8 protein-coding genes are annotated in these 12,579 nt (G+C 71.0%); 5 read left to right on the top strand and 3 right to left on the bottom strand.

The window, feature by feature from the left end; all coding sequences use genetic code 11:
• The first annotated feature begins 51 nt into the window (after window positions 1-51).
• The 4 genes from NWF34_RS15910 to NWF34_RS15895 all read left to right on the top strand — a co-directional run bounded on the left by NWF34_RS15910 (window position 52) and on the right by NWF34_RS15895 (window position 3,806).
• Window positions 52-1,113 (top strand): alpha/beta hydrolase fold domain-containing protein, encoded by a 1,062-nt coding sequence (locus NWF34_RS15910; protein ID WP_096274880.1) that lies wholly within the window; start codon window positions 52-54, stop codon window positions 1,111-1,113.
• 2 nt (window positions 1,114-1,115) lie between these two features.
• Window positions 1,116-1,754 (top strand): response regulator transcription factor, encoded by a 639-nt coding sequence (locus tag NWF34_RS15905; RefSeq protein ID WP_096272711.1) that lies wholly within the window; start codon window positions 1,116-1,118, stop codon window positions 1,752-1,754.
• A 10-nt stretch (window positions 1,755-1,764) separates the two neighbouring features.
• Complete coding sequence (locus NWF34_RS15900; protein ID WP_258325507.1) at window positions 1,765-3,054, top strand: sensor histidine kinase; 1,290 nt, start codon at window positions 1,765-1,767, stop codon at window positions 3,052-3,054.
• Between the two features lie 287 nt (window positions 3,055-3,341).
• On the top strand, window positions 3,342-3,806 hold the full coding sequence (locus tag NWF34_RS15895) for a hypothetical protein (RefSeq protein ID WP_258325481.1): 465 nt from the start codon (window positions 3,342-3,344) through the stop codon (window positions 3,804-3,806).
• Between the two features lie 129 nt (window positions 3,807-3,935).
• Here NWF34_RS15895 and NWF34_RS15890 read toward each other — a convergent pair whose 3' ends face one another.
• The 3 genes from NWF34_RS15890 to NWF34_RS15880 all read right to left on the bottom strand — a co-directional run bounded on the left by NWF34_RS15890 (window position 3,936) and on the right by NWF34_RS15880 (window position 9,059).
• Window positions 3,936-4,643, bottom strand: a complete 708-nt coding sequence (locus NWF34_RS15890) for a hypothetical protein (protein WP_258325506.1) — start codon at window positions 4,641-4,643, stop codon at window positions 3,936-3,938.
• A gap of 215 nt (window positions 4,644-4,858) precedes the next feature.
• Window positions 4,859-7,366: a helix-turn-helix transcriptional regulator gene (locus NWF34_RS15885; protein WP_258325480.1), complete on the bottom strand. Its 2,508-nt coding sequence runs from the start codon at window positions 7,364-7,366 to the stop codon at window positions 4,859-4,861.
• Window positions 7,353-9,059, bottom strand: a complete 1,707-nt coding sequence (locus NWF34_RS15880; RefSeq protein ID WP_024498958.1) for an Hsp70 family protein — start codon at window positions 9,057-9,059, stop codon at window positions 7,353-7,355. Before NWF34_RS15880 ends, NWF34_RS15885 begins: the two co-directional genes overlap by 14 nt.
• 352 nt (window positions 9,060-9,411) lie before the next feature.
• Here NWF34_RS15880 and NWF34_RS25385 point away from each other — a divergent pair, with 352 nt between their 5' ends.
• Window positions 9,412-12,561, top strand: a complete 3,150-nt coding sequence (locus NWF34_RS25385) for an IniB N-terminal domain-containing protein (protein ID WP_309148641.1) — start codon at window positions 9,412-9,414, stop codon at window positions 12,559-12,561.
• The last annotated feature ends 18 nt before the right edge of the window (window positions 12,562-12,579 follow it).

Raw genomic sequence — 12,579 nt, 5'->3', positions numbered from 1 at the left:
ACCCGCATATTCGTCGCACACCGGACACCAGGCGCGGCTAGCGTCTGAGTGATGAGCATCACCTTACCCTCGGGCGGGGCGCCCATGCCGCCCGCCGATGACGAGAAACCATTCGGAAGCCTCGGCGTCGACCCCCACGGTTCTCGCCGATCGCGCGCCGTGAACGCCTACCTCGCGCGGGTCACCTGGCCGATGATGCTCGCCGCGGGCCGGAGCCATCCCCTGGTGACCGCGCAGATGATCCAGCGGACCCGCCCGGGACTGAACCGCACCATCGAACGGCTCAGTCCACCGCCGTCCGGCACGCAGGTCGAGTTGGTGAGGGAGACCTTCCGCGGGGGCCAGATCCGCGGCGAATGGGTGACCGGCCGGCGAGCCGCGACCCCCCGGCCCGGCACCCGGATCATCTACTACCTGCACGGCAGCGGATATGTGGTGTGCTCCCCGCGCACGCATCGCGGTCTCGTCGCGCGACTGGGAAATCGGACGGAACTCTCGGCGTTCAGCCTCGACTACCGGCTCGGTCCCGAACATCCCTGGCCGTGTGCGGGAAACGACGCCATCCGCGGATACCGATGGCTGCTCACGCAGGGTTACCGGGCCGAGGACATCGTGGTGGCCGGCGACTCGGCCGGCGGGCACCTCGCCCTCGATCTCCTCGCCGTCAACCACGCGACCCGTACACCGCAGCCGGGTTCGATGGTGCTCTTCTCTCCGCTCTACGACCCGACTTTCGATCTGGCCGTGGACAATCAGCGCAGCGGCGTCCACGATCCGATCATCAATGCGGTCACCGCGCGCAAGATCCTTCGTCTCTACACGCGGACCGCTGACCCCGACCATCCGCGCATGCGCATCCGCCTCACCCCGGAGATGACCCTCCCGAAGACCCTCATCCAGTACGGATCGTTGGAGGTCATGGGCGCCGACGCCCGGGCCACGCACGACGAGATCGTCGGGGCCGGAGGCGTTTCGGTGATCCAGGCGTGGCCGGATCAGGGACACGTGTTCCAGCTGATGCCGAGGCTGTCCGCCGAGGCGCGACAGGCCGTGGAGACCGCGGCGCGGTTCATCACCGTGACGGCACCCACGCGCACCGAGCCGGCGAGCTGAGTGTGGACGACCTCGTGACCGCGGTCGTCGTCGACGACCACCCGTTCTTCCGGGACGGGGTGTCACGGGGTCTGACGCAGAGCGGACGGGTGCGGGTGGTCGGCGAGGCAGCCGACGGGGTCGCCGGACTCGAGCTCATCCGGCGCGCGAACCCCGACGTCGCCGTGGTCGACCATCAGATGCCCGGGATGACGGGTGTCGAACTGGCGCACGCGGTCACCCGCGATCAGTTGCCCACGCGCGTGCTCCTGCTGTCGGCGGTCACCGACGGTCCCATCGTGTTCCGGGCACTGCAGGAAGGTGCCGCCGGATACCTGTCGAAGGACGCCGACCGCGACGAGATCGTGGGTGCGGTGACGCGGGTCGCCCGAGGAGAAACGGTGGTGCCCCCGGTGCTCGCCGCCGGCCTCGTCGGTGAGATCCGCGCCCAAACCCAGCGCGGCACCCCGGCCCTCAGCGAACGCGAGCGCCAAGTGCTCACCGGATTCGCACGGGGACAATCGATTCCGCAGGTCGCCGCGGAGCTGTACATCGGTGCCGCGACCGTGAAGACCCACACCCAGCGCCTCTACGAGAAGCTCGGGGTCTCCGACCGCGCGGCCGCCGTGGCCGAGGCGATGCGTCGTGGGCTTCTCGAGTAGCCGCGGCGTGCTGCGCAACTCCGACATCGAGATCGCCGGACTGACGGTCTATCTCGGGTTCGGCGAGTTCGCCGACGAGCCCCGGATCCATCGCATCCTCGTCGAGCACGCCATCCGCGGTATCCGGGTGCAGGTGCTGCTGCGACTGTTCCTGGCGCTTTTCGTGCTGCTGACAGTGTGTCTCGATCCGCCCGACCATGCGGCCGTGTTCAGCGTCGCCACCGCCGCTCTCTACGCGGCGTGGTGCGTTGCCGGAGCGGTCGTGGTGCGCCGCCACGACACGTGGGTGGTCCGCTACTCGTGGCTCGCACTGCCGATCGACCTGCTGCTCCTGACGATCCTGGCCGTCGTCGCGGGGATGTCGAACGAGGTCAGTTGGACCACCGACGCCCTGCTCGCCGGATTCGCCCTGGTCCCGATGATCGCGGCCATCTCCCTGCAGCCGCGACTGTGCGCGATCGTCGTGGTCGCGACCGTGGTGGTCTACGCCGTCGCCAACATCCTCGCCCGGCAGGCGAACGGCGAGCCGTGGTCGATCATCGTGTTGCGCGTGCTCGTCGTGGCGGCACTCGCAGTCGGGGCGATCCTGTTGTCCCAGCTGCAACGGTCCCGGGTGACGACGATCGGATCGCTTGCCGCCGAACGGGCCCGGCTGCTCGACGCCACGATGGAGATCGAGGAGCGGGAACGACGCGACCTCGCCGACAACCTGCACGACGGCGCCCTCCAGTACGTGCTGGCCGCCCGGCAAGAGCTTGCGACGCTTCGGGGTTCGGCCGATCCGGTCATCCTGAACCGGGTCGACGGGGCTCTGCGCGACTCGGCCCGGCTGCTCCGGTCGACCCTGAGCGAACTGCACCCCGCGGTCCTCGAACAAGCGGGCCTCGCCGTCGCCCTCATCGACCTCGCCGCGTCCTACGGCAGTCGCGCCGGCGCTCCGTCGATCTCCGTCGACACCGCCGCCTGGCCGACCGAACTGCGCACATCCGCCGACTCGCTGCTGTTCGCCGCAGCCCGGGAGTTGCTGACGAACGTCGTCAAGCACGCCGAGGCCGACGCCGCGGAGATCACCGCCGAGTTCGACGACGGGGTCGCGCGACTGGTGGTGGTCGACGACGGCATCGGTTTGCCCGATGACGTCGAGATCGAGGAGCTGATTCAGCGACGCCAGGCTGCCGGCCACATCGGCCTGGCCTCGCGACGCGTACGGATCGAGGGCACCGGCGGCACGTTCTCGCTGGCCACGAGACCCGGCGGCGGGACGGTCGCCGTGGTCGAGGTACCGGCGCGCGAGGTCTGACCGGCCCCGCTGAGAAGCGCCCCCGGAAACCGCCCCCCGGGCATCGCCCTGAGCTGCGGATTCGCCGACACAGTGTCCGCGGTCGTGCTGTGGAGGGTGCATTTCAGGGGCGGTTTTCAGCGCCGACCGGTGATCCGTGTCCACCGATCGGGGGATGGGAGATTCCACCGGTCCATCACCCGGTCGACGGAATCCCGGCGCGGTCTTTTCCGAGGAAAGTCATTGGTGTCACCGGAACAACCCGGAACAACCACCCAGAAGCCCTCATCAGAGACTCGGAGAACCCCATGAAGATCGCGTCCCGCATCGCAGCCGGAACCCTCGGACTCGCCGCAGCCACCGGCATCGCACTCGGTGCCGCCGGAGCAGCCCATGCCGGCACCATGCCGATCACCCGCCCGGGCGAGCCGACGGTCGCGATGACGATCACCAACCACACCAACAAGCCCGAATACCTGATCGGCAGCAACGCCGACGGCGGTCAGTGGGTCAACGCACCGCAGCAGGTCCTGTACCCCGGTGCCAGCGAAACCATCACGGCCGTCGCACCTTTCAACAATCATCTCGACGTCAACGCCATGTACCGCATCGGAGTCTTCGGTCCCACCGCCAACTACCAGCTCACCAACCACAAGTTCAACGTGAACACCGGGATGAGCGGGATCTGGGGACCCCAGTCGCAGCAGTACTGGATGAACAATCACATCGACACCGGCTTCCCGCAGGCCAATGTCGGATTCGACCAGTGGTGAGTGGAGGACGCCTGCTGATCACTGGAAAACACCACAGGCCCGCGACCGGAATGGTCGCGGGCCTGCGGTGGTTTCGACGAGCTCAACCAGCGGGGAGAAACGCCGAGATGAGCTCGACTCATCAACGCATCACGGGAAGACGTTCTCCAGCGAGCCGAAGGCACCGCCGGCACCCGTGGCCGCGAAGTTCGTGGTGCAGCCGTTGAACGAGACGTTGTCGACGTTCACCTTGCCGGCCTTGTTCTCCGGCTGGCTCGAGATGCCGTAGTGGTTCACCACGGTCGTGTGACCCTCGCTGTTCGCCGCGGCCAGCAAGTCCTTCAGAGTCGCGGTCGCACCGCGCTCGATCCCCGGAAGGGCGCGGGTGGCCCACCACTGGTCGGACGAGGCGGCATTGGTCTCACCGGCCCCCTCCGGAGCGGTCCAGACCAGCGTGAGGAATCCGTCGCTCGAACCGGCGACGTTGGCGCCGGTAACGCGGATCTGCCAGTTGGCCTGGCCTGCGGACTTCTCGAAGGTGAGGGCCTTGTCGTTCTTCACCAGATCGGCGAGCGGGAGGTCACCGGCACTGTGATAGGACGCCTGTCGCGGGGTCTGCTCGGTGGTCACGAATTCCAGCGAACCGTCCTGGTCCACAACATTCGTGGCGGAGAGCTTTCCGGCCTGACCTTGCTCATCGCCGAACACATTTCCCCAACCGGCCGCATCGACCGGGGTCGACACCTTCGCACAATTCGTATCGGACACCGGTGCGGCATTCGCCCCGGCCGGAGCGATCAAACCGGCAACGCCAAGAGCTGCACCAATAGTGGTAACACGAATGAGATTTCGTTTCATATGTTTTGCCTCCATATACATTTCGGCTGACGGACTTCGCCGAACGTAACAAACGAAAACGCGACGTACCACCCCTGATGAGGCATAGATCACACAATCGATTTCGCACGACGCCAATGCAATTCGCCGACTTGCGACAATTCCGACAGAGCGCCGAATTCTCGTATTCGGTTCTTGTGGAACGTAATGCTCGATGGGAGAAGTGGCCGTGCGAATCAGCTGTATCCGGCGGCCCGCAACGCCGACATCAGTTCGGAGCGCGACCCGGCATTCACTCGGCGTCGAATCCGGGATACATGGTGCTCCACGGTCTTCGCCGAGATGAACAGGCGGGCACCGATCTCGCGATATGTGAAGCCCTGCAGCAGCTCTCGGGCGACCTCTGCTTCACGCTCGGTCAACACACCGTCGACCGGTCGGGGACGCCGCCGATCCGCGTCGACCGCGCGGGCGGTCTCCAGGAGGTCCGCAGCGGCGCTCGGGTCGGCGGCATGTAACCCCGCAATGCCCGCCAAACGTACTGCTTCCCAGATCAATCCGTTCGACCGTAGAGCCGAGACCGCGTCGGAGACGCGGTCGTCGGTGATGTTCCCGGCCTGCTCGAAAGTGAGTGCCGACCAGGTGCGGGCGGCCGTCGCCAGGCCCGATGCACGCGCGTGCTGTGCGCCCGCGGCGTCGAGGTGCCGTTGCCGCTCGGTTGCGAACTCGGCATCGCGGCCGATGACAGCCGCTTGGACTCCGGCGAAATGCCAAGGTGCCGACCATGTCACCGGGTTGTCCAAGGCGTCGAGCAATCGATCAGCCGCGGTGATGCACCGGCCGATCGACGCGGTGTCGGCCAGCCGGGCGGCAGCCTGCCAGAACTCTGCGAGTGGACGCAGGAGATAGAGGTCGACCTCGGTCGCGGCGAGCAGTGACAGACCTTCCGGCCACAGCGCCGTCAGCGCCGGGACGTCACCGTTGCGACGCGCCAGGCCGAGGCGGATGGCGTGGACTCGGAGCCGGTCGACCATGCCGACGGGTGCGATGGTCGGCAGGAGACGGGTGACCGACTCGAGGTCGCCGCTGGACAGTGCGATCTCCGCCTCGAGCAGAGCGCCGGGGGCGGATTCACCGGCCGCTGCCCGGAGTGTCCTGGCCGCATGCACGTCGCCGCTGTTCAGCGCGAGCGCGACGGCGGCGTGCAACGTCCTCGCGGTCGCCGGACCCGACCTGCTCGGTACGGCGGCCGCGAGGCCACGGACCACGAGGTCGACCCCGTCGCCGGGACCGCCGTCGTCGGTGCCGCCGACCGAGGCGAGTAGACCCCGGATCGCCAGCGATCGCACGGCACGGACACCCACCGGCGGCTGCCCGTCACCCGCGGCGGCGATCGCCGAGGCAACGGTCCGGTCCCCGACCGCCAGGAGTGCGGTCACCGCGGAGAGCGTCTCCGCCGCAACGTTGTCCGATCCGAGCCAGCGATACAGGTCCGCCGCATGGGAACCGAGACCCCGATGTGCCGCGACCGCCGCCGCGACCCCCACCCAGTGTTCGATCCCTTTCTCGCCCGGGTCGGCCGACTCGAGCCGGGCGTCCGCGACCGCACCGGCGCCATCGATGTCACCGGACGCCAACGCGCGCTGGGCCATCAGGAGACGAACGTCGTCACGTCCCGGCTCGACACGATCGGCGGCCCGGAGGAGGACCACTGCGCGCGCCGCGGTGGCATCGGCCGCACCTTCCAGCAGAGCGTCGACGAGCCGCGGGTCCTCGACCCCCGACTGGGCGGCGTGCAACGCGTCGTCGGCGGTCAGCTCGGTCGCCCGCAGACGCACTGCGGCCGACCTACGGCGGAGGTGATCGAGTCGCCGGTTCCCGAGGACGGCGTACAGCGGTTCGCCTGCGGACGACACGAAGACGTCGGCGCCGCGCAGCAGACCGCTTCCCCGCGCGCGGTCCAGTGCCCCGACTGCTGCGTCCCGCGGGACGTCCAGGGTCTCGGCGAGGCTCTCGGGGTCCAGCGGGGCCCGTACCGACGCGAGGGCCAGGACGGACAGCGTCGTCGGGTCGAGACCCCGGAGCAGCCGATGGTGGCGATCGCGCGCCACGCGTTCGACGACCGCCATCTCGTCGACCGGTTCCCCGGGAGCGGCGGCCGCGGCCGCTTCCCGGATCGAGAGCAGCGCGGCGGTCACGACGGTGCGGGCACCACCGCAGCGCCGGCGGATCTGCGATGCGGTCGCCGGTGTCAGCGTGAGACCGGTCCGAGCCGCGTGGGTCAGTACGTCCGCCGTGCTCATCGCGCCGAGTTCGAGGAGCGTGCCGGAGCGTCGGGCGAGGTCCAGCACCCGGCGGAGGACCTGATCGGTGTCGCGCGGTTCGGTCGTGGCGACCAGCTGGATGGTTCCGGCGTCGACCATCGTCGCCATCCGGGCGACGAGGTCACCCGGCCAGGTGTGGAGGTCGTCGGCCAGTACCACCATCGACCCGGCCGGGACGTCGGTCGAGGGCATGCCGACGCTGACCGGGACGTCGAGACCACGCAAGCGCTCGTGCACGGCCTTCAGAAGACCCGTGCGACCACTTCCCGGGGTGCCCACGACGACCGCACAGAGCGGGAGCTTCGCAGGGGCACGGTCGAGGATGTCGTCGATCCAGGTAGACGCGGGAGTGGGGCCCCGGCGATCGCCGACCGGCGGGGTGGGCGAGGTCGCCGCTCGCCCCACGTCAGCAGACGACACCGGTGACGCCACAGAGGACCTGACCGGTTCCGTCGAGGATCTTGCCGGGCGCCTGCAGGACACCGCCCGGGGTGATGCCGTTACCGCCCGAACCTTCTTCGGGGCTCGGCTCGGGGGCATCCGCCGGGGGGTTCTCGACGGGCGCGGGCGAGGTACCGGGGTTCGGCGCCGGCGGAGCCGCCGGCGCGGGGGCCGGCCCGCCGGGCGCGGGTGACTGACCGCCGCGGGGCGCTGTGGTCCCCGGCGCCGGTGTACCGGCAGCCGGGGCACCGGCCGTCGTACGGCGCGGGGCGCCTGTGCCCGCGGCTCGGGTGCCCGTGCCCGTGCCGGCGTCGGCGGTGCGGGTGCCCGTGTTGGCTCCGGCCACGGTCGGAGGTGGTGCGCCGGGGGCGCCCGATGCCGGGCCGGCTGTGGTGGTCACCGCGCCGGCGGGAGGCGGTGTCGCCTCTCCCGTGGACCCGACCAGACCCGTCCCCACCGACAGACCGGTGGCCGAGACCAGCACCAGCGCTGCGGCGCCGGCCGTGATCAGGATCCCGCGCCGACGACGGGACAGGCGAGGAGCCGGAGCTGCGACCGGTGTACTGGGAGCGGGCTCGATCTCCCGCAGCGGACGTTCCTCCGGCAACACCGCGAGCGCCTGCCCGGGGACCGCGGCGGTGGGCACGATCGGCGCGGGGTCACGATCACCGATCGCGGCGATACCGATCAGTGCGCCACCGGCCGCGGACGCCGATTCGGGTTGGGGATCGAGGATCACCGGCAGGCGCAGGGTCGAGGACAGCATCTCGGTGACGAGCGGGATGGACGCGCCCCCACCGCCGAGGACGATCGCCGAGACGGGGGCAGGGTGTCCTCCCGCCTGGTCGCCGCCCGCACTCGCGAGTGCCTCCCGGATCAGTGCCACCGATTCCGCGAGGGGTCCGCGGACCAGGTCCTCGACGTCGTCGCGGACGAGCCGAGCGACGGTGGTCACCTCGCCCACGCGGACGTCGACGACCGCGTCGGTGTCGACCGACAGGGATTCCTTGGCGCGGCGGCATTCGGTACGGAGCCGGCTCAGATCGTCGAGAACCGACGAGGCGGCGCCGGGATCGGTGAGCCCGGCGGCGACACCGGTGACCCGCAACGTGTGCCCGAGCAACAGCCGGTCGAATTCGTTCCCGCTGACCGAGTCGAGGCGCAGGGGCCGACTCACCACACGCGGTTCGTCACCGGTCGCGAGCACGGCGACGGTCAGGGCTGATGCGCCGAGGTCGTAGCTGATCACCAGACCCTCGCCGAAGGCACCTTCGTGGTGTTCGACGGCTGCCAGCGTCGCCCGCGACTCCGCCACCCAGCTGATCTCGCCCGTGAGCACGTCGTCCCGCGCGAGCAGTGCGGCGCGGGCTTCGTCGACCGCCTGCGATGTCCACGTGTCGGGATGCACGACGGTCAGGTGCGCGACGGAGTGCTCGCCCAGGTCGAGGCGGGTGACGAGCGCGACGATCGCCTCGGCGTGGATCTGCGCGGCCGACCGGCTCTGTCCGTGGTCGTCGAGTACCGGGACGGGATCACCGACACGGTCGAGGAAATCGCCGGAACCCACCAGCGCGGCGGTCTCGACGGAGAGCGACCTCTCCCACGAGTGCTCCGAGGCGACGACCGCGACACTGTTCGCGCTCCCGATCTTCACACCGATCGCGATCCCCATGTCGGTCAGCTCCTGTTCCCACCTGCGGGGTGGTCGATGGCGATCGCCGGCCGCCACCGGCGTGGCGTGGGCGATCGTCTGTTGGGCGTGCCGCGGCCGATGCGACCGTGCACTTCACAGAGTGTGTCGCCGATCGTGACCCGGCCGTTAGCCCTTCGGCGACGATTAGGGGGAAACTCCCCTTCCCCCTATCAGCTCCGCCCCCTGTCGGGTTGTCCCCAGGGGGCCGGCCCCCTATCGACTGTCGCGACAGGACTGGGGATTTACCCCGATGTCGCGCACCGCGCCGGCGTTTAGCGTCGGATTCGACACGGGATCGAACTGCGATCTCTCCGACGCAAGGAACGACGCCATGCCGACCAATGCGGTACTCGACTTCATCCTCGGCCTGCTTCGCGACGAGGACGCGTTCAACGCCTACTGCGGCAATCCCCAGGCCGCGATCGACCGTGCCGGGCTCACCGGGATCACGCCCGCACACATCTCGGCCGCGACGCCGCTCGTCGCCGACTCCGGACTGGCCGTCGGCGGCGCTGCCGGTGGTGGCCTCGGCGCCATTGCCGGGGCCGGTGGTGGCCTCGGCGGCGGGGCGATCGGCGGTGCCGTCGGAGGTGGTGCGAGCGCCGGGGGCGGAATCGGGTTCGGTCTCGGTGGACTGGGCCTCGGTGGCATCAACGTCGGTGGCATCAACGGCGGGGGCATCAACGCCGGTGTCGGTGACATCGGTCTCGGCGGGGTCGGCCTGGGCGACATCGACTTCGGCGGGCTCATCGGTGGGATCGGGCTCGGCGGCGTCGACCTCTCCGGCCTCTCGCTCGCAGACCTGGACCTCGGCGGAATCGCTTTCGGCGACCTCGATCTGGCCGGCCAGCTGGCTGTCACCCTCGGTGCGGCTCTGTCCGCCGGACTGGGCGCCGGAGGCGAGGTGGCGGCGCAGTTCGGCGCCGCGCTGGGTGCCGCCCTCGACACCCTGGTCGCCGGAGGCCTCGAACTGAGTGCAGGCGCCGGGGCGGCGATCGCCGGTGCGCTGGCCGGCGCGATCGACGCGGAAGGTGCGTTGGCCGGTCAACTCGGCGCATCCCTCGACGCCCTCCTCGCCGCCGGCGCCGACCTCGGACTCGGCCTCGGTGGCGGACTCGCCGCCCAGTTGTCGGCGGCGCTCGGCGCGGGCGGCGAACTCGCGGGCGAGTTCGGCGCGACCCTCGGCGGAATGATCGGCGCCACGCTCGGTGCCGGCGGTGCGCTCGGTGCCGACCTCTCCACGGCGCTCGCCGCCGGACTCGGTGCGGGTGGCGCCATCTCCGCGGTCCTCTCCGGCGCACTCGGCCTCGGGGCCGACCTGTCGAGCGATCTGACCGCCGCCCTCACCTCGACGCTCGACGTCGCCGGCGACCTGTCCGCGACGCTCTCCGGACTGCTCGACGCGCAGGCCGTCGCCGACCTGTCCGGCGAGCTCGGGGCTACCCTGACCAGCGCTCTCGGCTCCACCCTGGCAGCGGGCGGCACGGCCGCCGCGTCGCTCGGGACCGCGCTGGGTGTTGCTCTGACCTCGAGCGCCGCCGCGGCCGGCGGGTTGGCGCTGAGCGGTGCAGCGGGCGCGAACGCGGTTCTCGGTGGCGCGCTGACCGCGGCCCTGGGAGTGGGCGGCGGCGCGCAGGCGGGGCTCGCGGCGACCCTGGAATCGGTGCTCGCGGCCGGCGGTCTCGTCGACCTCGACTCGGCGCTCGCCGCGGGTGGTGACCTGAGTGCGACCCTCGCCGGCGCGCTCGCCGCAGGTCTCGAGGCCGGTGGCGACGCCGCGGGCGCCCTGGGCGCGGCACTCGGCGGCACCCTGGCGGCCGCGCTGGACGGTGGTCTCGCGGCCGATCTGACCAGCGGACTCGGCGGGGCACTCGAGACCGGACTGGGTCTCGGGGCAGGACTTGGCGCCGGACTCGGCAGCGTCGTCGAGGGCTCCGTCGGGGGCGCCCTCGAAGGCGGACTGAACGTGGTCGGCGGCCTGGGCGGCGAGCTGGGTGCCGCTCTCGGCGGGCTGCTGTCGACCGGCGCCGGGCTGGACACCGCACTGGGCACCGTGCTCAGCGGCGTCCTGGGAGCAGCCGCCGGCGCCGATCTCGGCGCCGCACTGGGCGGGGCACTCGAACTCGGTGGCGTACTCGGCACCGATCTGACCGGCCTCCTCGACGCGGGACTCACCACCGACCTGGCCGCCCAGCTAGGCGCCGCGATCGGTGGCGGCGGCGACCTCGCTGCCGAGCTCGGTGCCGCGCTCGGCGGGGTACTGGGTGCGACCGCGGGTGTCGAAGGCATCCTCGACGCCGCGGCCGGAGCCGGCCTCGGTGTCGGCGAACTGCTGGCCGCCGACCTCGGCGGGGCCCTCGGCGTCGACGGCGCCCTCATCACCCAACTCGGCGGAGCACTGGACGCCGCACTCGCGGCGGGCGCTGATCTCGGCCTGGTCACCGAGACGGCCACCGACCTCACCGGAACCCTGGAGACCGTCCTGGGTGCCGGCGGCGACGTGGGAGCCGACCTCGGCGCATCCCTGGGCGCGGTTCTCGGCACCGCACTGAGCGGCGAGCTCGGCGGCAGCCTCGCCGGCGAGCTGGCGGGTGGAGCGGACCTGGCCGGCGCCCTGAGCAGCACGCTCAGCAACGCACTCGATGTCGATCTGTCGGCCACCAACGGCCTGGTCGCGACCCTCGACTCGACGCTGGAGGCCACGGGTGGGCTCGGCGATGTGCTCACCGGTGAGCTCGGCGCGGTGCTCAACCCGAGTCTCGTGATCTCCCCGGAGGGCAGCATCACTGTGGGCGGCCCGATCCTGACCACCGTCGGACTGGGTGGCACCGCCGCCGACGATCTCACCGGCACCCTCGAGACCGGACTCGGCGGCGGACTCGCCGGGCTCGGGACGACGCTGGACACGGGGATCGGTTCGGTCCTGGACAGCGGTCCGGATCTAGGCGGTGACCTGGGTCTCGGCGGTGATCTGGGTCTGGGCGGTGGCCTCGGCCTCGGCGGCGACCTGGGCCTCGACAGTTCACTCCCGGCGGAGGTCACCGGCGACCTGACCACCGCCGTCTCCGGCGCGGCCGGCGGCGCAGTGAACGTCGGCGGCGAGGCGGCCGGTGCGCTCGACTCGACCCTGGGTGGCACCCTCGGCGCGACGACCGACGCCGCCGGCAACCTCGGCACCGACATTCCCGGGGCCGACCTTCCCGGGGACGTCTCCGGCGGCCTGACCGGCGGATTCACCGGCGGCGGCAAGGCCGGCGGCGGCGTCGACCTCGGCGGCGTCACGCACACCGACGCCGGACTCGGCGGAGCCCTGGACTCGACGGTCGGGGGTGTGGCCGACACGACGAGCGGACTCACCGGCGGCCTGACCGGTGACCTCACCGGTGGTCTCACCGGCGGTCTGACCGGTGGACTGGGAGCCGACTCGGATGCCGGTGCGGCCGCATCCGGAGACGTCGACGCCGGACCGGACGCCGGCTGACCCCCGAACCACGACGGA

The organism is Gordonia sp. GONU (genome assembly GCF_024733855.1).
Lineage (GTDB): Bacteria > Actinomycetota > Actinomycetes > Mycobacteriales > Mycobacteriaceae > Gordonia > Gordonia amicalis.
The sequence above is the reverse complement of the archived record's forward strand: the minus strand, read 5'-3'. Positions and strand labels throughout refer to the sequence as shown.